Origin of the sequence: Streptomyces sp. NPDC088707, assembly GCF_044752725.1 — a bacterium.
GTDB lineage: Bacteria > Actinomycetota > Actinomycetes > Streptomycetales > Streptomycetaceae > Streptomyces.
Genome location: NZ_JBIVLV010000004.1, coordinates 389,355 through 408,663, shown reverse-complemented (window position 1 = coordinate 408,663; position 19,309 = coordinate 389,355). Strand labels below are relative to the sequence as shown.

Sequence of the window (19,309 nt, the reverse complement as noted above, 5' to 3'; positions counted from 1 at the left end):
TGTCTGACGCCGGGGCACGACCCCGGCCTGCCGGCAGGCCCCTCGCGGCGGCTACGCGCTCCGCGCGGGAAATAGGCACGGCCAGCTGGCGGAGTGGCCTACTCTTCCGGCTCATGACCGTCGTACTACGGGGCGAAGCCCTGGAACTGACCCCTGCCGGGCCCGACGACGTAGCCGCACTGGCCGCCATCCGGGCCACACCAGAGGTGCGCGAACGCTGGCGCGGCGGGCCCGACCTGGCGTCCGAGATCACGGAGGACCTCACCGACCCGGACACCCACTGCCTGACGGTCCGCAGCGAGGGCCGGATCGTCGGCATGATCCAGTGGTACGCGGAGGAGGACCCCGACTACCGGCACGCGGGCATCGACCTGTTCCTCGACCCGTCCGTGCACGGGCGCGGGCTCGGCACCGACGCCGTACGCACCCTCGCACGTCACCTCGTCCACGCCCTGGGCTTCCACCGCCTGGTGATCGACCCGGCCGCCGACAACGCCCCCGCAATCCGCTGCTACACGAAAGTCGGCTTCCGGCCGGTGGGCGTCATGCGGCAGTACGAACGCGGCGCCGACGGCAGCTGGCACGACGGGCTGCTGATGGACCTGCTGGCGGAAGAGCTGCTCTAGAGCGTGCTGCTGGAGGCTGCGGTAGGGGAACTCGCGTTGCATGACGGTGTGCCGGTGCATCCGGCGGCGGCGACCGCCGCCGGTCATGGAGCCGGCCGCTGCGCGAGCTGGGAGCGGTGGCGGGCGAGGATGAACAGGGCGTAGTCGATGCCGACCGCCAGCCCGATCATCAGCGCGAGCGTCAGGGCCGTGGAGGAGATCGGCACCGCACCCGTGAGGGCCGACACCCCGGCCACACCCGCGACCACGCCGGCGAGCGCGGCCAGCAGCGGTATCGCGGTGGCCGGGAGCGAGCCGAAGGTGACGGCGAGGACGATGACGCCGACGCCTATCAGGCCCTGGACGCCGGGCTGGGCTCCGCCGCCGCCGAGCGCGGCACCGCCGAGGTCGACGGCCAGGGCGGTGACCTTGACGACCTGCGGCGCCTTCGCGGCGTCAGCGAGGGTCTGGTCGATCGCGGCGGCGAGCGAAGCGGAGGTCGGTGACCTTCTGTCCGGCCGGGGCGGTGAACACCAGCTGCGCGCTGGTGTCGGCGGTGCCGGGGAACTCTCTGCCCATGGTGTCGAGGGCCTGCTGGGACTCGGAGCCGGGGATGGAGAAGTGGTCGCTCAGCTTGCCGAGCCGCCACTTCTTCCGCTACCTCTCCACGAAGGAGTCCCTCGTCGCCGGCCAGGTGCGCGAGGTGCTCCCCCGCCTCGCGGAACTGCTGCGTGGCCGCCCGGCCGACGAGGCCCCGTACACCGCGTTGCGCAAACGCGGTGCTGGAGCCGGCCACGCGGTACGAGGTGCTGACGGCGATCTTCATCACCGGCCCGCCCGGACGCCCCGCACGATCGACCCGCTCGCCGACCTCGTCCAGGACGCGTCCGCCGCCCTCGAAAGCCCCTGATCCCGACCCGCCGTGACAGCCGGATTGCCTGATGACCCGTCCGGCCGAGACCAATATGAATTCAATGCCCGCAGCATTCAGGTGGCAGCCAGGGCGTGCTTAGCATCTAGCCCTCCGCGCGACCGACGCGCCCGGAAGGAACGAGCCCCTGATGCGACTTCTCCCTACCCCCGCACGCCCGCGGAGCCTCCGCTTGCGCCTCCGCGCCCGACGGCGTGCGGCCGGCGCCGTCGGTGTCGTCGTCGCCGCTGCTCTCGCCCTCCCGGGCCTCCCCGCCTCTGCCGCGGTACCTGCCGTACCGCCGGTGGTCACCCCGTGTCCCGCGAACCTCCTCGACAAGGCCACCTGCTTCACCGGGCAGAGCGCGGACGGCGCCTACTACGCGATCGCCGTCCCCAAGAAGTGGAACGGCTCCTTGGTGGTGCACGCCCACGGCGGGCCGGACCTCGGCGAGGAGTCCGATCCTGAGCGCAGCGTCGGAGACCTCGAGCGGTGGTCGGTCATCGTCGACCAGGGCTACGCGTGGGCCGGTTCCTCCTACCGTCGCGGGGGCTACGGCACCAGGATGGCCGCCGCCGATACCGAGGACGTGCGCCGGCTGTTCGGCGAGGAGTTCCGAAAGCCCCGGCAGACGTACATCCACGGCCAGTCGTGGGGTGGAAACGTCGCCGCCAAGGTCCTCGAGGTGTACGGCGCCAAGAAGCACGGCCCCTACGACGGCGCACTGCTCACCAACGGCGTCCTCGGCGGCGGCTCCCGGGGGTACGACTACCGGGTGGACCTGCGCGTGGTCTACCAGTACTACTGCCAGAACCACCCGAGGCCGTCCGAGGCCCGGTACCCCCTGTGGATGGGGCTGCGTGAAGGTTCGACCATGACGACGACCGGGCTGCGGGCCAGGCTCCAGGAGTGCACCGGGTTCTCTTCGCCACCGGAGCGGCGCACCGCCCTGCAGCAGCGCAACCTCGACGACATCCTCGCCGTCACCGGAATCCCCGAGCGAACCCTGGAGTCACACCTGAGGTTCGCCACGTTCACGTTCCGCGACATCGTCCACAACCGGATGGGCGGGCGGAACCCGTTCTCCAACAGCGGCGTGGTCTACTCCGGCTCCCACGACGACGACGCCCTGAACGCGGGCGTGGAGCGCTTCTCGGCCGAACCCACCGCGGTGCGGGACCTCTCCTACGACAGCGACCTCACGGGCCAGGTCTCCGTTCCCGTCCTGACGCTCCACGCGATCGACGACCCCACCGCGTTCGTCGAGCACGAAGCCGCCTACCTGGCGTCCTTGCGTGGTGCCGGCCGGTCCGAGCACCTCGTGCAGACCTTCACCGGCGAGCACGAGCACAGCGGCCTGAGCACGGCCGAGTACGCCAACTCCCTCGCGGCACTGGACACCTGGGCCCGCAGCGGGAGGAAGCCGACCCCCTCTTCCATCGCGGCGTCCTGCCCCCGTTTCCACACCACGTACGCAACGGGTTGCTTCTACGAGCCGGCCTTCACACCCGCTCCTTACAGCTCGCGCGTCACCCCACGCCCCGACGGCCTGACGTGGCCGGCACTCACTGCCAGGCAGGAGAAGAAGTGGAGCAAGGTGCCAGGCGTCGGCATCGCGCCCTGACCCATGCCGTCGCGCTGCCGCGCGCCGCTGAGTCTCCCGGCGCGCGGAACCGGCGGGCCTCCTCGGGGCCGGGTGGAGAGACTCAGGTCACCGTCGCGGGGTCGGCCTTCGGGAGCGTCGCGACCAGTGCGGTCCGGGTACGGACGCCCACCTTGCGGAAGATACGGGTGAGGTGGGCCTCCACCGTCTTCGACGAGATGACGAGGGCGCGGGCTATGTCGTTGTTGGACATGCCGAGGGCCACCATGCGGGTGATCTCCCTTTCCCGGTCCGACATGTCTGACAGCGGGGTCGCCGTCTCCCGCGCCGGGCGGGGGCGGCGGGCCCCCAGGCGGCGCTGGATGTCCACCGCCTCGCGGCGGAGCCGTCGGGCTCCCAGTGCCTCCGCCGACGTCTTCGCCCGGTTGGCGTAGTCGAGGGCCTGCTCCAGGCTCCTTCTCGGATCGCGGTGCACGTCCTGCGGGTCGCTGGAGGCGAGTTCCGCAGCGAGCAACAGGTTCGCCCGGCACTCCATCGGGATCAGCCCGGCGGCCCGGAAGCCGGAGACCGCCTCCTGCAGCGGGCCGACGGGGTCGTGGGCGCTGTGGGACCGGGCGAGGGCCGCATAGCCGCGCTGGCCGGGCAGGCCCAGCAGGTCGGCGTCGTACGACGCCCGTCGGGCCCACTCCGCGGATTGGTCGCGGTCTCCCAGTGCGGCCGCCGCCCTGGCTGCCAGGGAGTACCAGATCGGGGTGATGGACCGGGCCGTGCCGGGGTGCCTCTCGTGTTCCATGGCGGACCGGACCAGGTCGAGGCTTTCGCCGTATCTCCCCTGGTCGAACCGTACGTCGGCGAGCACTCCGGCAGTGGCCGCCCAGAGCCTGCCGCCCGCGCCGAGCTCCTGCACCGCTCGTTCCGCGATCGGCGCGGCGGCGTCCGGGCCGTCCGCCAACGAGACGGCCCACGCGCGAAGGGCCAGGGCGAAGCCGACGAGAGCCGGCCGGTCCATCCTGCGTGCCTCCTCCTCGGCGCCGTCGGCCGACCTCAGCGCGTCCGTGAGCCGCCCGACGCTGACGCTGGCGTAGGCGTGCGCGAGCCGCAGGTACGGCAGGACGTAGATCTGCCCGCCGCTCTGCGCGAGCCGGATGCCGCGCGCCGTGTGGCGCAGCGTGTCGTGGTGCCGTTCGGCGAGGGCCTCGGCCCAGGCGAGTTGGGCGACGGTGTCGAGCTGAGGGGTGAGCTCGGAGTCCTTCATCGCGGCCAGGAGGGCGCCGGCCTCCCGGGCCCGGTGCAGCACGGTGGGAATGTCTCCCGAGAAGGCGCCGCAGTGGGTCAGGCCGACGGCGGCCGCGAAGGACAGGGGCCGGTTCCGAGTACCGGTGGTCTGCCGGTGCACGCTTTCCGCCAGCGCCCGTGAGCGGGGAAACGCCTGGCGCAGGGCGCTGACCGTGGCCAGCTCCAGACGGAGTGTGCCGCCCAGCTCGACGGAGTCGGCCACGGCGTCGCCGGCCTCGGCCCCGCTCTCGACCCCGGTCCCGGTTTCCGCACCGGCCCCGGTCCCGGTCTCGGCGCCGGTCTCCGCCCCGGCCCTGGTCTCCGCCCCGGTCTCGGCCAGCCTCTGGAGTACGGCGGTCAGCAGGGAGTCCGCCCGGTCGTAGTCCCCCAGATGGCGTTCCACCCTGGCGCGGAACGCCACGAGTTCGGCATCGGCCTCCGTGGGGCGACCGCCGGACGGCAGGGGAACTCGGCGCAGCAGTTCCCGGCACTCGCGGAGCCTTCCGACGGCCCCGAGCGCGCGCGCCAGAGACGTCGTCACCCGGGTCCGGACGTCATCCCCCTCATTGCGGATCAGGCCCAGTGCGATTCCCAGCCACGCCGCCGCAGCCTCCGGGTCTACGCCACCCACCTGATCTGCCGCCTCCGCCAGCAGCCGGACGGCCTCCGTATCGCCCGGCTCGGCGGACCGGGCGACGTGCGGGGCACGCCGGGCCGGATCGGCGCCCACTTCCCGCAGGACGCGATGGGCTCGCGCGTGAGCGGCCCTCCGCCAGCCGTGGGGCGCGTCCTGGTAGACGACGGTGCGCAGCACGGGGTGACGCAGTCGGCACAGTCGCCCCTGGGCGAGATCGGCACGCACCAGGTCCATGTCGACCAGACGGTCCAGTGCCCGGGCGGTGTTCGCCGGTTCCTGGTCGGCCACGTCGGCAAGGTACGCGGGGTCGAACGCGTCGCCCAGTACGGCGGCTGCTCTGAGCACGTCCCGCTCCACCGCGTCCAGCAGTACGAGTTCACGGGCCAGGGCCGCGCCCGCAGTGGCGAGGGTGGTGTCCGAAAGGGTCCATGGAAGGACCTTGTCGGCCGGGGCGAACGGACTGGGCGACGAGGACAGCGCCCGGAGGTAGAGCGGATTGCCCTCAGCGGCCTCGTACAGGTACCGCTGGCGTTCGGTGGTCGTCGCGGGGTGGAGCAGGGCGCCGGCCGCGTTGCGCGGAAGCGGCTCAAGCCGGAAGCGTTCCACCCGGAAGGCGTCGTCCGGATCGGCGAGGTGGGCCGTCAGCGAGGTCGGCGACTGCCGGGGCCGCACGGAGCACACGAGGATCAGCGGCGCGCCGGGCCGCGGGCGGCGCAGGAGGGCGCCCAGAAGAGCGACGGACTCGGGGTCGGCCCACTGGAGGTCGTCGAGGCAGAGGGTCAGGCCTCGGTGGTCACCGGCCACCGCCCACAGGAGGGCCGCGATACATCGGCGCAGCCGGTGTGGATCTCGGTCCGGGAGGGTGGATCTCCGCATCGGTCCGTCCGGGGCTGTGTGCGGGTCCGTCTCAGGTCCGTCCGGGGCTGTGTGCGGGTCCGCCTCAGGTCCGTCCGGGGCTGTGTACGGGCCTGCCGTCAGCGCGGGTCCGGCGAAGTGGTGCAGGAGGAAGGCCCGGTCCTCCGCGTGGAGCGCGGCAGAGGCTCCGGGCAGGTGCAGGGCCCGCGCGACAGGAGTGCGGAAGGCGCCGAAAGCGTGTCCGCGGTCCGCGGCCGATGCCCGCCCCTTGAGGACGGTCATGCCTGTCTGCCCGGCCAGTGCACTCCACTCCTCCAGGATCCGGGTCTTGCCCATGCCGGGGTCCCCGGTGATCTCCAGGAGCCAGGGCCCTTGATGCGTTCGTGCCGTGACGATGCGCCGCAGCCGCTCTGTCTCCCGGTCACGAACGGTCCGGTTCTCCTCGGAGGTGGGGGCGCGGTTCAGAGGCGTGTCCAACGGCTTCTCCCTTGCGGTGGTGCTCAGCTGCGAGGGCAAGGCTCATCGAACTCGCTTGCGAATACGTCGGTGGAACTACGTAAGCCCTCTACGTACCTGCGGCACTCTCCTGCGGCCGTGCGCGTCCCCTGCGGACGCCGGCCCGCGCCGCCCAGTTGCTACGGTCGCGTCCGACAGGTCTCGGACGGAAAGAGGTTCACGTGGCGGCCCGTATCGAACTGGACGCGGTCGACAAGACCTTGGTCCGACGGCTCCAGCAGGACGGCCGCGCCTCGTACACGGACCTGGGCAAGGATGTGGGGCTGTCCGCTCCGGCCGTGCGCGCCCGGGTGCAGCGCCTGGCGGACCGCGGCCTGCTGGAGTTCGCGGCGGTCACGAACCCGATGAAGCTGGGACTGCCTGTCATGGCACTGCTCGGCATCAGGATCGACGGCGGGCTTCCGTGCGTCGTCGACGAGCTGAAGAGCATCGACAGCGTGGTCTATCTGGTGTCCACAGCGGGCTCGTTCGACCTGTTCGCGGAGGTCGTGTGCCGGAGCATGGAGGAGCTGTCCACGATCATCAACGACAGGATTCGCGGGGTTCCGGGCGTGAGCGCGGTGGAGTCCTTCCCGTACTTCGACATCCATGCGCACAGGTTCACATGGGACATACCTGACTGAATCACCTCCCCGCAGCGCGGGCGTTGGATTAGTGACCTCACCTGTCCGCCTGCTTCAAAAACTGAAGCAAGGGGGCCTGTTCGACGTCTGTATGGTTGCTTTGTCAACGCTGCGCGAAGAGGGGAACCGCACTCATGGCCGCAGTGCCTGAACCGCCTGCCGAAGGTCGCCTCGTCGGCCGGGAAGCCGAACTCGCCGTTCTCGCGGGGGCCGTTGAGGCCTTGGAGCACGGCCGGGGTTCTCTCGTGGACATCTGCGGTGAGCCGGGGGCCGGAAAGACCGCACTGGCTCGCGCGCTGCTCGCGCTGGCCGAGCAACGGCGTATCCCCGTGATCCGCGCACACGCCGTTCGCGGTAACACCACCCCGTGGCAGCTGCTGAGTGACGCCTGGGCGGCGCGGCAAGGCGCCGGCGCGGAGGCGCGGCCGTTCGACGCGGTGTGCGACCGACCTGCCGCGTGGATGGCCGGGCACGTCGTGGTCCTGGACGACCTGCACCACTGCGATCCGGCCTCCGCGGCGCTGCTCGCGCAGCTGGTGCGGTCCGCGGCGCCCCGCCCGTTTCTGCTCGCCCTCGTCCACCGCCCCAGGCAGACGACACGGGAGCTGAGAGGCGCACTTGAGGACGGAGCGCGAGCCGGACACGTGAAGCGGATCGAACCCGGTCCGCTCGTTCCCGACGCGGTGGCCACGCTCGTGGCCGACCAGCGTGCCGCCGCAGGTCCGGGTCAGTGCACGCAAGCCGAACTGCGGCTTCTGGCAGAGCGGTTATGCGCGACGGCCGGAGGTAACCCCCTCTATGTGCGGTTGCTTGCCGCAGCGGACTGGCGCCCCGAGCACGGGATCGCCGGTCCAGGCGCAGACTCCGCGGGACTGCTGCGTGAGGCGAAGCCGCTGGTCGCCGAACTGGACGCCCTGTCGACCCGGGCCTCGCTCACCGCGTCGGCGGCTGCAGTCGCCGGCGGCGCCTTTCGACCCGAGGATGTCGCCCGCCTCTGCGGACTCGACATGGATCGAGCACTTGACGCACTCGCTGAACTCGAGCAGGCGGACCTGGTGCGTGCGGGCGACGGGAAGGGCAGCCTCGTCTTCCGCCACCCCGTCGTCGGCCATGTCGCGTACGAGCTCGCCGGAGTGTCCTTCCGGCTGCGGGCCCACCGCCGGGCCCTGGAGCTCCTGGCCGGCGGCGGCCGGGTCCGTGAGCGGGCCAGGCACGCCGAGCGGCTGCTGGGCACCGACGCGGCACTGGCCACACGCACTCTGGCCCAGGCGGCCATCGAGATCACCCCGCAGGAACCGGCGGCGGCGACCCGTTGGCTTCGCCTCGCTCTGGAGGCCTCGCCGAACGGGGAGGGCGACCTCACCGACCGGACGGAGCTGGAACTCGCCTACTGCCGCGCGCTGATCGCGTCGGGACGGCTTGACGAGTCCCGTACCCGCGCGCACGAACTGCTGGGCCGTCGCCCGACGGCACTCGCCCATCGGCAGTCGCTCAGGGCGCACGCTCTGTGCGCGGAGGCCGAGCGCCGGCTGGGCCGCTACGCGGAGGCCACAGCCATCGTCGGAGCCGGCCTGGCTCTGCTGCCCAGACCGCTGCCCGTCCCGCTCCCGCCCGACGCGGCGGAACTGATCATCGAGTACGGGCTGGTCCACGTCCTGCGCAGCGAGCACGAGCAGGCCCGCGACCTCCTCGCGGAGGTCGTACAGACGCCGGACACGGCCGACGACATGAACACCGCGGACCGCACCGTGCTGCGGGTCCTGAGCGCGCTGTGCGCGACGCACGCTGGTGACCTCCAGGAAGCCGCGGCAGAAGTCGACCACTGCGCCCGGCTCGTCGACGCCCTTCCCGATCCCCTCGTCGGCCGCACACCGGAGACCCTCGCGCTGCTGGGCAGCGCCGAGCTCTACCTGGAACGGTTCGCGGACGCCGCCCGCCACATGCATCGGGGGCTGACCGCCCATGAGAGGGGCCCGCAGCGGCCGATCCAGCTCCACCGGCTGCTGGGGCTGGCCATGGCCGAGCAGTGGACCGGACGTCTGGACGCCTCGCGGCAGCACGCCTCGACGGCCGAAACCCTGGCCCGCTCCTTGGGCGTACGGCCCGCCGTCACCCTCGCGCAGGCGATCCGGGCCACGGCGCTCGTCTGGTCCCAGGGCCGGGCCTCCGTCCATGAGGCGGTCGCCCTGGTCGAGGAGGCGACCAGCGCCGCCGCACCCGGTACCAGTTGGTGGGCCGCGTCAGCCACAGGCCTGCTCGCCCAGGCCCAACTCCTCGCCGGTGACGCCGCCGGGTGCCGACGCACGCTCCTGGACACCATCGGCGCCCATCGGCTGCCCCAAGTCCGGCCCTTCTCACGCCCCTTGCTGCATGCGTTGCTGGTGACGGCCACCCTGGACAGCGGAGACCGCGAAGAGGCACACCGCCTGCTCGAGATCGCCGAAGCGGAATCGGAACGGCTCGGGCTGGCGGTCCAGGAGGCGTACGTACGCCGCGCCCGCGCCCAGCTCCACCTGGCCGAGAACGAGCACGACCTTGCGGCGAAGCTCTTCGAACTCGCCGCGGAGACCTTCCGGTCGGCGAGCATGCCTGTGGAGTACGCCTGGACCCTCGCGGCCGGCGCCCGCGCCTTTCACGAGGACCAGGGCCCGGACACCGCCGTGCGCCATCTCGACACCGCCGACTTCGTCGCCCGTACCCACGCGGCACGGCTCGTGCGGGAACGCGTGGCGCGTCTGCGTGCCGCACTCTCCGCGGACAGCCGCACCGCCCCCCCACTGGCCCTGCTCAGCGACCGCGAACGCGAGATCGCCGGCCTGGTCGCTGCAGGGCTGCGCAGCCGTGAGATCGCCGAGCAGCTCTTCCTCAGCACCCGCACCGTGGAGACCCACATCTCCCGCGCCTACCGCAAGCTCGGAGTCTCCTCCCGGGTCGCACTGTCCGAAGTCCTGCGCCGCGGCAGGTAGCCGCCCCCGGCACCAGGACACCAGCACCCTTCGCACGCTCGCGGGCTCCTTCACCGATCGCCCTGCACACGTGTCGAGTTCTTCTTCCCCGGCATAGGGGTCTCCCCAATGCTGCGGAAGGGCGCCAGCGCGAACAATCGATCGTGCCGACGGGATGGAGCGGCCGGTGACGCACCCCGCCCTTCCCCTCGGCATCACCTGCACGCGCGATCTTGGAGTTCTCGTGGCACTGGGCCCCCCTCGGACCGAAGACATCGGCTTCCCCCTGCAGACCCTGGTGCGTTTCGTGATCGACGATGCGGGCGCCCCCGACTGGAAGACCGAAGAGGGCGGCTTCTGGTGCCGGGTCGGGCCGGTGGCGCAGGAACGCCGGGTGCAGGGCTGGAAGCTCCACGTGTCCGCGACCCCGCTCTCCGCCCCCGAGGTCCTGCAGCGGGCCGCACGGGTGCTCGTACGGCAGCGATGTCCGTTCAAGTTCGCCGCCCGCGCCGAGTACGTCGAGGAACTGACGGGCATACGGTTCGATCGCGCGCAGTGCGGCAAGTTCCTCACCGCCTACCCCCGGGACGACGACCAACTGCGGTCCCTGGCCGAGGAACTGGACCAGGCGACCGCTGGACTGCCCGGCCCCCGCATCCTGTCCGACCGTCCCTACCGCACCGGCAGCCTGGTCCACTACCGCTACGGCGCGTTCCGCGGTGTCCCTCACCTCAGCAACGAGGGGGTGCACCAGGCAAGGCTCCAGTCCCCCGACGGCAGCGCGGTCGAGGACCGGCGCAACCCGTGGTTCTCACCGCCCGCCTGGGCGGAGCTGCCGTTCCCCGGCCCGCCGGGCAGGCCGGGAAAGGCGCCGGCCTCACCCCGGCAGGTACTGCTGCGCGACCGCTACGCCGTCCACCACGCGATCCGGCACTCCGCACGCGGCGGTGTCTACCGCGCGCTGGACCAGCGGACCGGCGACGAAGTCATCGTCAAGGAGGCCCGCGCTCATGTCGGAAGCTGGTACACGGGCCTCGACGCGCGAGACGGACTGCGCGCGGAGGCGGCGGCACTGACCACGCTCTCGGGTCTCGGCCCCGAGCTCGTCGAGATCTTCGACCACGAGGACCGCACGTTCCTCGTCGAGACCGTGGTGCCCGGGGTGACCCTGACCCGCTGGATCAACGAACGGTACGCCGCACTGCACGACTTCGGCACGGGTCTGCCCATCGACGAAGTCCGCGCCATGAGCCGCCGGCTCGCCCTTCTCCTCGGTGCGGTCCACGAACGCGGCCTGGTCTACCGCGACTTCACCCCGAACAACGTGATGGTCACCACCGACGGATCCCTCCGCCTCATCGACCCCGAGTTCGCCGCCGGCCCCGGCGCGTGGGGAACCCGCGCCTACACGCCCGGCTATGGCGCGCCCGAGTACGTGGACGGCCCCCGGTACGGTCCCGTGCCCGACGTCGCCGTGGATCTCTTCGCCGTGGGCGCCACCCTCTTCTTCCTGAGCACCGGAACGAGCCCTGCGTTCGCGGCCGACGAGCCGACGAACCTCCGTCCCGTGGTCGAGCGGCTCGACGGCGTCCTCGCTCTTACCACCGCGCACAACGCGGCAGCCCGGACACTGGCCCCGGCCGTGCGCGGCCTGTGCGCTCAGGGGCCGGCGGACCGTTGGCACACGGCGCGGCTCCTGACCTGGCTGGACAGTCACGCGGAACCTCCGCGTTCTGTTCGCGCCTCCCTGCCGGAACCTCGCGACATGCACGTCGACGGTGACGGTGGCGGCGACGGCGGCGACGGCGACCCGGTGGCGCGGCTCGTCGAGGACGGCCTGACCCATACGCTCGCCACGCTTGCGGACGACGGCGCCGAACGGCTCTGGCAGAGCACCCCGTTCGGTGACAGCACAGACCCGTGCAACGTGCAGCACGGCGCCGCCGGGGTTCTCCTCACGCTCACGCAGGCCGACGCGGCACTCCCCCGCCCCGCCCTTCGAGCAGCCCTGGCCAAGACCGCTTCCTGGCTCGCCGCCCGCGTCGAGCTGACCGGCGGCCGGCCGCCCCTTCCCGGCCTCACCTTCGGCCGCGCCGGCACCGCCTGGGCACTCCACGACGCGGCCCGCCGGCTCAACGACGCCGACCTCGCCGAGCGAGCGGAACGTCTCGCGCTCGCACTTCCTCTGCACTGGCCGAACCCGGACCTGTTCCACGGCGCGGCCGGAGCCGGTCTGACGCAGCTGAAGCTGTGGCGTGCCACCGGCCGCCAGGAGTTCCTGGATCGTGCCTCGGTCTGCGCCGACGGCCTCGCCGCCGCGGCCGTACGCGGCGACGACGGCGTGTTCTGGCCGGTCCCGGCGGACTTCGACTCCCAGCTCGCCGGCATCACCCACCTCGGCTACGCCCACGGCGTGGCCGGCGTGGGAATGTTCGTCCTGGAAGCCGCCCTGGCCACCGGCCGCGCGGACCTCCTCGATCTCGCCCTCGAAGTGGGCGACACCCTGACCCGGGCCGCCGAACGCGGCGGCCGCGGCGCCCGATGGCGCACCGACCGCGCGGCGGAGAACGGCACCGGGATGCTGTACCACCTCTGCAGCGGTGCCTCTGGAGTCGGCACCTTCCTGATCCGGTTGTGGCGGGCCACGGGCGAAGCCACCGCGCGGGAGCTGGCCGAGGAGGCGGCGACCGCCGTGCACCAGGCCCGCTGGTCCACCGGGACCGCTGTCTGCCACGGCCTGGCCGGCAACGGCGACTTCCTGCTCGACATGGACCAGGCCCTCGGCGGTCGATATCACGCCATGGCCGAGGACTTGGCCGCCGTACTCCACTCCCGGCACGCGCTCAGGGACGGCCTTGCGCTGCTGCCCGACGAGAGCGGCAGCCGTGTCACTGTCGACTACGGCGTGGGCGTAGCCGGAACCGTCTCCTATCTGCTGCGGTTGCGGCACGGCGGTCCGCGCCCGCTCCTGGACGCCGCCGGGCGGCCCACCTCGTCCGAAGGGGTGGCGCCCGCGTGACCCCCAGGACACTTCAGCGCGGTGGCAGGGCGTTCTCCCCGAGCGGGCTGAGAGCGGTGTGCGTGGCGCAGGACGAGGTCGGCGCCCGCCACCTGGAGACCTGGGAACTCACCGACGCCGGCCCGCAGAACAGGCTGCGGGTCGCCCTCAGCCGGGACCTGCCGCTCACCCAGTGCGTGGCCACCGACGACGGGCGCGCCTTGCTCTCCTGGCACGAGCCGGGCGGACTGCAGAGGTTCGAGCTGTTCGACACGGCCGGCGGTCACCGGCCGATCGGCCCGTCGGAGATACCGCTGCGCCTGCTGCCGGGTCTCGGCCTGCCCGGCTGGATCGCCACGGCTGTCACGTACGGTTCCGACGGCCACTCCACGGTCTTTCGGATCGGGGACGTCGAATCCTGGCTCACGCCCGTCACCCGGCTGCCCGGACGGCTGGGCGGCGCGGCTGCCGTCGGAGCCACTCTGGCGGTGACCGCGGTCGTCGACGGGACACCGACCCCGTTGCGGATCGACCCTGCCGCCCCCGAGGGGCGTCGTCTCGCTCCGCTGACCAGTGACCTTCCCGGTGCCGGGGCTCATGTGCTGCTGTCCCGGGCGGGGCGGGTACTCCTCGCGGCGGACACCGGCGCCGGGCTTCGACTGGCGACAGTGACGGACGCAGCGGTACGCCTCCTGGACATACCGCAGACCGCGGAGTCGACCGTCACCCCGCTGGCTCTGGATCCGACGGGAGACCGCCTCGCCCTGGCGGTCAACCGGGGCGCACGGTCCGAACTCGCCGTCCACCGAGTCGAGGCCGGTACCGTCCAGCGGGTGGCGGGGCCCCTGGGGGCTGTCGGACCCGAGGCGGCCTGGACACGGCGAGGGCTGTGGCTGGCACACTCGGATCCGACCCGGCCCACCTCCTTCGGCTGGGTCCCGCCAGGTGGGAACGCCCTGCGGGCAGAGCCGGACCGGGCGACCCTGCACCCCGCGCGCCTGGAGCGCGTGCCCGGCGCGGACGGCCCGCTCGAAGCCGTGGTCTACGGCCCTGACTGGCGTGGCGACGCGCCGGTGGTCATCGCACTGCACGGCGGCCCGGACCGGCACTGGACCCTGGGCTTCGAAGCCCTCCTCCAGCTGTTCGCCACCGCCGGCCTCACCGTCATCGCGCCCAACCAACGCGGCAGCACCGGCTACGGGCGGGAGCACGCCGACGCCATCAGGGGCGCGTGGGGAGGCCCCGACCTCGCAGACATCCGTTCCCTGCGCGCCTTCGTCGAGGAGGCGCGGGGGCCGGACGCTCCCCGGCCGGCGGTGTTCGGCAGCAGTTACGGGGCCTTCCTGGCGCTGCTTGCGGCGGCGGCGGATCCGGACGGGTGGTCAGCGTGCGTGGCCGTGGCACCGTTCACCTCCGTACCTGCGCTGTACGCGGACGCACCCGTTCCGACCCGTAATCTCATCGACCGGCTGGCGGGTCACGGTGAGGTGGCCGACTCCCTCGGACCTCGCGATCTGCTGCGGTTGGCCGAGCGCATCCGGGCCCGGGTGCTGCTGCTTCACGGGCGGCTCGACGAGACCATCCCGGTCGCCCATTCACGCGCCCTGGCACGGCGGCTGGTCGAAGCGGGCCACGGCCACGTCACGTACCGCGAACCCGCGGACCGGGGCCACATGGCCTTCAGTCCGCTGGCGGGCTCCCCGCACCTGCAAGAGATCACCGACTTCCTGGCCCGGCCCGACACCCCCCGCGGGGCTGCGGCGGACCAGGGACACAGGCCGCCTCTCGCGGCCATCGCCCACCCCTGACGTCAAACCCCGAAGAAAGGGGGTGAATCCATGGACATGGAACTCGAGATCGACGCGCTCCAGCTGCTCGGCTCCGCCGACGCTTCGCTGTACCTCGGCGACCGGGACGCCGAGTCGTGCGGCATCACGTGCGAGGGCGCCACCTGCAAGGGCACCTGCGGGATCTCCTGCACCGTCACCGGCTGACCCGGTGACCGGGCGGGATGCCGAAACGACATCGGAGAGGAGGTGACTACGGACATGGACACCACCATCGGCCTCGGGCTCGACGCCCTCCAGCTGCTGAACAGCGAGGAGACGGGGCTCTACATCGGCGAGCGTGACGCGGGCGACTGCGGAACCTTCACCTGCGCGATGAGCTGCAACTACAGCTGCGACATCACGTGCAACGTCAGCAACGTCTTCTGACGCACCGGCCGGGCGCGCGACGCAGGCGCGCCCGGCCGGCCATTCACCTTACCCATGGAAGAAGAGAGGCACAGCGTGATGGACATCGACGCGGACGCACTCCAGCTCCTCACCGCCGAGGAGAACCGGCTGTACGTCGGCGACCGGGACGCGGAGTCCTGCGCGCAGACCTGCGCGCAGACGTGCAACCAGACCTGTCTGGTGACCGGCTGACCCCGGCCGGCCGGGCGCGCCCGCGCGCCCGGCCGGTCACACCACCGACCACCCTCCCCACACCACTGACGCCCTCCCCGCACGAATGGAGATCCCTCCCATGGAGATCGAGACGGACGCCCTCCAGCTCCTGCTCGCCGAAGAGAACCGGCTGTACGTCGGCGACCGGGAAGAGGAACCCTGCACCGCCTCCTGCAAGATCACGTGCTGGTTCTCCGTCCCGTAGCCGGACTACGGCCCGTCCCACGCAAGGGAGTTCCCCGCATGCCGGATCCCGACATCGACGCTCTGCAGCTGCTGCGCGGCGAGGAGACGCACCTCGAAGCGGTCGACTGCGGCATCACCCTCGACGACCAGCTCACCCGGACCTGCGCCACCACCTGGTAGCGCAGGAGGCGACACCCTGACCGCCTCGGCACGGATCGCACGACAAGAAGGAGAGACCGACATGGCCCGGGACGGAAGCCGTGCACTGCTGCTGAGCACGGCGGCCCGTGTCCGAGGCCGGCTGGCGGCCCTGGTGGCCCTCATGGTCACCAGGGCACTGCTGGGCCTGGCCACGCCCGCGCTGCTCGCAGCATCGGTGAAGGCCGCGCTGGACGGCGGTGACGCCGCGCGACCGGTGGCGCTGCTCGGTGCCGCCGTCCTGGCGTCCGGCGTGCTGGACGCCACGACAGCCCCGTTGAGCTCGTCGGCGGTCGGACGTGCGGGCGCATGGCTGCAGTTGCGCACCGTGAGTCATCTCCTGACATTCGGCAGCCGCCCCTCGCTGCCACCCGGTGACGCCACGGCGCGGGTGGTGCAGGCCGCGCCGGGCGTGGCGGGACTCACGGTGACGGTCGCGAGTTCTGTGATCTCCTTGGCCAGTTCCGTGGTCGCGCTCGGTCTGCTGTGGTGGATCGACCCCTGGGCCGGACTCGTCTTCGCCCTGTCCGTGCCGGTGGTCGTTCTCGTGTCGCGGCGTTTCATCGGGGGCGCGACGGCGGCGCAGGCGGACTACATGGAGTCTCAGTCCGCCCTCTCGGCGCGTCTCCTCTCAGCGCTCGCGGGAGCCAGGACCATCCGGGCCGCCGGTACGGTCGCCGCCGAGACCGACCGGGTGCTCGCCCCGCTGCCCGGCCTCGCCAGCGCTGGACAGGCCCTGTGGAACCTTCAGCGCGGCACCATGTGGCAGTTGAAGCTGCTGATCCCGCTCACGCAGGTCCTGGTCCTGGCGGTAGCTGGACTGGGAGTGGCGTCGGGCCGGACCGGACCGGCGGAACTCCTCGCCGTGTCCGGGTACCTGGGCCTTGCCTGCGGCGCGCTCGCCCAGGTCGACATCCTCCTGGAGGTGGCACAGGTTCGCGCCGGAGCCGCCCGCCTCGCCGAGATCCTCGACCGTCCCGGGCCCGTCGACGGCACGAGGCCCGGCCTCCCGGCCGGCGGGGGCGAGGTGGTGCTGCACGAGGTCACTCTCTCCAGAGACGGCATGCCCGTCCTGGACCGGCTGTCCCTCCTCCTGCCGGCCGGGCGCTCGACGGCTCTGGTGGGCCGCTCCGGCGCGGGCAAGAGCCTGGTCGCCGGCCTCATCGGCCGGCTCTGCGACCCGGACAGCGGGCAGGTCCTGCTGGACGGGGTACCGGTGGACGAGCTGCCGCTGACGGAACTCGGCCGCCAGGTCACCTATGCCTTCGACCGCCCCGCCCTCACCGGCACCACCATTCACGAGGCCATCAGCTACGGCAGCCGCGGCGCGAAGCGGGCCGACGTCGTCGAGGCCGCCCGGACCGTCAGCGCCGACGCCTTCGTCCGCCGGCTTCCACTCGGATACGACACCCCCCTGGAAGGCGCGCCCATGTCCGGTGGCGAACGGCAGCGAATCGGTCTGGCACGCGCCCTGGTCCGTCCCGCCCGCGTGTATGTCCTGGACGACGCGACCTCCGGCCTCGACACCGTCACCGAGGCCGAGGTAACCGAGGCGCTCACCACACGGCTGCACGGCCGCACCCGGCTGATCGTGGCCCACCGAGCGGCGACCGCCGCCCGCTGCGACCTGGTCGCCTGGCTGGAGGACGGACAGATCGTGGCGCTCGCGCCCCACACGGAACTGTGGCGCGACGAGGACTACCGCGCGGTGTTCGCAGCAGCCGGCACGCCCGCGCGCGACGGACAGGAGACCGCCGGTGTCTAGCGTGGTGAGCAGCGACGGGCTGCGTCTCCTGAAGTCCGGACTGGACGGCAGCCGCGGCCCGCTGACCCGCCTCGCGGCCTGGTCACTGGTCGAGGCGTCACCCGCACTCGCGTCCGGATGGGTGACCGCCACCGCGATCGACCGCGGCTTCCTCGCGGACCGCCCCCTTACCGGCCTCGCCTGGCTGGCGCTGCTGGCCTGCCTCTACGGAGCGAGGGCCGGCGCGGAGCGGGCCATGTTTCCGCACTTCGCCGCTGTCGTCGAACCGCTCCGCGACCATCTCGTGCGTGTCCTCGTCGCCGCCACCGTGGAGCAGGCCGCCCGACGCGGCCGGGCCGACGCGGCGGTGGTGTCACGACTGACCCGGCAGGTGGAGCTCGTACGCAACCTCGTCGCCACCCTCCTGCGCACGGCCCGCCCACTCGCTGTCACCCTGGTCGCGGCGGTGATCGGACTGCTGCTGCTCGACCCGATCGCAGCGGCCGTGGTGCTGCCTCCACTGCTCGGCGTCCTCTTGGTCTTCCCGCTGACGCTACGCCCCATGATGCGCCGCCGCCGCGCGCTCATCCTGGCCGAGGAGCAGGTCGCCGTGCGGACGGGTGAGTCCTTGGGCGCCGCCCGCGACATCTTCGCCCTCGCCGCGCGTGAGCACGCCGTCCACCAGGTCGCAGAGGCGACGGACGCGTACGTCCACGCCACCGTCTCGGCGGCACGGTTCGGAGCGGTACGTGTTCTTCTCGTCTTTCTCGGCGGGCACCTGCCCCTCCTGGCGCTGCTGCTCGCCGGCCCCTGGCTGGTGACGACGGGCCGCATCAGCACCGGCGAGCTGGTCGGCGCGATCACCTACGTGACGGGTTCTCTCATCGGCGCGCTCGCGTCGGTCACGGGCTCCGTCAGCGGCTACTGGACCCAGCTGGGAAGCACCCTGACCCGTCTGGCGGAAACCGTGACGCCCACGGCACAGGCCGAACCCGCCGAGGCGTCGGCCTGCCGGCCGGTCGGTTTCCACCTGACCGTCGACCGCCTCGCCTTCAGCTACGGCCCTCAAGCCGAACCCGTCCTGCGGGACCTCTCACTGGAGATCCCGGAGGGTGATCACCTGGCGATCGTCGGAGCCAGCGGCATCGGCAAGTCGACCTTGGCGGGCCTCCTGGCAGGCCTTGAGACCCCCGGCTCGGGCACTGTCCGACTCGGCTCGGCCACCCTCGGCCGCCTGGACCCGGCTCTCCGATCCCGAAGCATCGCCCTCGTACCTCAGGAGGCGTACGTCTTCCACGGCACGGTCCGCGAGAACCTCGGCTATCTGGCGTGCGACGCGACCGACGCCGACCTGACGCGCGCGGCCGAGGAGGTAGGGGCCGGAATGCTGCTCGACCGCCTGGGCGGCCTGGCCGCCGACATCCACGACCCGGTGACCCAGCTGTCCGCCGGAGAACGTCAGCTCCTGGTCCTGGCACGAGCGTTCGCGTCCCCGGCCGAGGTCGTGATCCTCGACGAAGCGACCTGCCATCTGGACCCGTCTGCCGAAGCCCGCGCTGAGCGCGCCTTCGCGGCCCGTCCGGGCACGCTGATCGTGATAGCCCACCGCCTCGCTTCGGCCCGGCGGGCCCGGCACACGCTCCTCCTCGACGGCGCCGACACCTGTCTGGGCACCCATGAGGATCTCCTCGCCTCCTCGCCCGCGTACGCGGGACTGGCCGGCCACTGGGATGCGCGGCACTCGCTCTGAGGCAATCGCCGCCA

Annotated in this window: 16 protein-coding genes; 14 read left to right on the top strand and 2 right to left on the bottom strand. The window is 72.3% G+C overall.

Annotated elements, in window-relative coordinates:
• The first annotated feature begins 113 nt into the window (after window positions 1-113).
• Window positions 114-626, top strand: a complete 513-nt coding sequence (locus tag ACIP84_RS15675) for a GNAT family N-acetyltransferase (RefSeq protein ID WP_401798246.1) — start codon at window positions 114-116, stop codon at window positions 624-626.
• 83 nt (window positions 627-709) lie between these two features.
• Here the strand turns inward: ACIP84_RS15675 and ACIP84_RS15670 are convergent, their stop codons facing one another.
• Complete coding sequence (locus ACIP84_RS15670) at window positions 710-1,081, bottom strand: MMPL family transporter (protein ID WP_401798366.1); 372 nt, start codon at window positions 1,079-1,081, stop codon at window positions 710-712.
• 26 nt (window positions 1,082-1,107) lie between these two features.
• On the opposite strand from ACIP84_RS15670, the gene ACIP84_RS15665 reads away from it, so the two are divergent.
• A complete protein-coding gene (locus ACIP84_RS15665; RefSeq protein ID WP_401798245.1) occupies window positions 1,108-1,515 on the top strand; it encodes a hypothetical protein in 408 nt (135 codons plus the stop codon).
• A gap of 151 nt (window positions 1,516-1,666) precedes the next feature.
• Complete coding sequence (locus ACIP84_RS15660) at window positions 1,667-3,139, top strand: hypothetical protein (RefSeq protein ID WP_401798244.1); 1,473 nt, start codon at window positions 1,667-1,669, stop codon at window positions 3,137-3,139.
• Between the two features lie 82 nt (window positions 3,140-3,221).
• Here the strand turns inward: ACIP84_RS15660 and ACIP84_RS15655 are convergent, their stop codons facing one another.
• Window positions 3,222-6,362, bottom strand: coding sequence for an AAA family ATPase (locus tag ACIP84_RS15655; protein ID WP_401798243.1), 3,141 nt, complete (start codon window positions 6,360-6,362; stop codon window positions 3,222-3,224).
• A 200-nt stretch (window positions 6,363-6,562) separates the two neighbouring features.
• Between ACIP84_RS15655 and ACIP84_RS15650 the strand changes: the two genes are divergently transcribed.
• The 11 genes from ACIP84_RS15650 (at window position 6,563) to ACIP84_RS15600 (ending at window position 19,295) form a co-directional block, all read left to right on the top strand.
• Window positions 6,563-7,024: an Lrp/AsnC family transcriptional regulator gene (locus ACIP84_RS15650; protein WP_401798242.1), complete on the top strand. Its 462-nt coding sequence runs from the start codon at window positions 6,563-6,565 to the stop codon at window positions 7,022-7,024.
• A 134-nt stretch (window positions 7,025-7,158) separates the two neighbouring features.
• Window positions 7,159-9,990, top strand: coding sequence for a LuxR C-terminal-related transcriptional regulator (locus ACIP84_RS15645; RefSeq protein WP_401798241.1), 2,832 nt, complete (start codon window positions 7,159-7,161; stop codon window positions 9,988-9,990).
• 223 nt (window positions 9,991-10,213) lie between these two features.
• The gene (gene lanL, locus ACIP84_RS15640; RefSeq protein WP_401798240.1) at window positions 10,214-12,988 is read left to right on the top strand and encodes a class IV lanthionine synthetase LanL; all 2,775 of its coding nucleotides are present in this window, start codon (window positions 10,214-10,216) and stop codon (window positions 12,986-12,988) included.
• Window positions 12,985-14,775 carry an alpha/beta hydrolase family protein gene (locus tag ACIP84_RS15635; protein WP_401798239.1) on the top strand — a complete coding sequence of 597 codons (1,791 nt, stop codon included), beginning with the start codon at window positions 12,985-12,987 and terminating at the stop codon, window positions 14,773-14,775. The genes lanL and ACIP84_RS15635 overlap by 4 nt, the downstream gene beginning before the upstream one ends.
• Window positions 14,776-14,805: 30 nt before the next feature.
• Complete coding sequence (locus tag ACIP84_RS15630; RefSeq protein WP_401798238.1) at window positions 14,806-14,961, top strand: hypothetical protein; 156 nt, start codon at window positions 14,806-14,808, stop codon at window positions 14,959-14,961.
• A gap of 54 nt (window positions 14,962-15,015) precedes the next feature.
• Window positions 15,016-15,183 carry a hypothetical protein gene (locus tag ACIP84_RS15625; protein WP_355964629.1) on the top strand — a complete coding sequence of 56 codons (168 nt, stop codon included), beginning with the start codon at window positions 15,016-15,018 and terminating at the stop codon, window positions 15,181-15,183.
• Between the two features lie 54 nt (window positions 15,184-15,237).
• On the top strand, window positions 15,238-15,396 hold the full coding sequence (locus ACIP84_RS15620; RefSeq protein WP_355964628.1) for a hypothetical protein: 159 nt from the start codon (window positions 15,238-15,240) through the stop codon (window positions 15,394-15,396).
• A gap of 100 nt (window positions 15,397-15,496) precedes the next feature.
• The gene (locus tag ACIP84_RS15615; protein WP_355964627.1) at window positions 15,497-15,622 is read left to right on the top strand and encodes a hypothetical protein; all 126 of its coding nucleotides are present in this window, start codon (window positions 15,497-15,499) and stop codon (window positions 15,620-15,622) included.
• Window positions 15,623-15,660: 38 nt separating this feature from the next.
• Window positions 15,661-15,783: a hypothetical protein gene (locus ACIP84_RS15610; protein ID WP_355964626.1), complete on the top strand. Its 123-nt coding sequence runs from the start codon at window positions 15,661-15,663 to the stop codon at window positions 15,781-15,783.
• A gap of 61 nt (window positions 15,784-15,844) precedes the next feature.
• Window positions 15,845-17,566 carry an ABC transporter ATP-binding protein gene (locus ACIP84_RS15605; RefSeq protein WP_401798237.1) on the top strand — a complete coding sequence of 574 codons (1,722 nt, stop codon included), beginning with the start codon at window positions 15,845-15,847 and terminating at the stop codon, window positions 17,564-17,566.
• Window positions 17,559-19,295 carry an ATP-binding cassette domain-containing protein gene (locus ACIP84_RS15600; protein ID WP_401798236.1) on the top strand — a complete coding sequence of 579 codons (1,737 nt, stop codon included), beginning with the start codon at window positions 17,559-17,561 and terminating at the stop codon, window positions 19,293-19,295. The genes ACIP84_RS15605 and ACIP84_RS15600 overlap by 8 nt, the downstream gene beginning before the upstream one ends.
• Window positions 19,296-19,309: the final 14 nt, after the last annotated feature.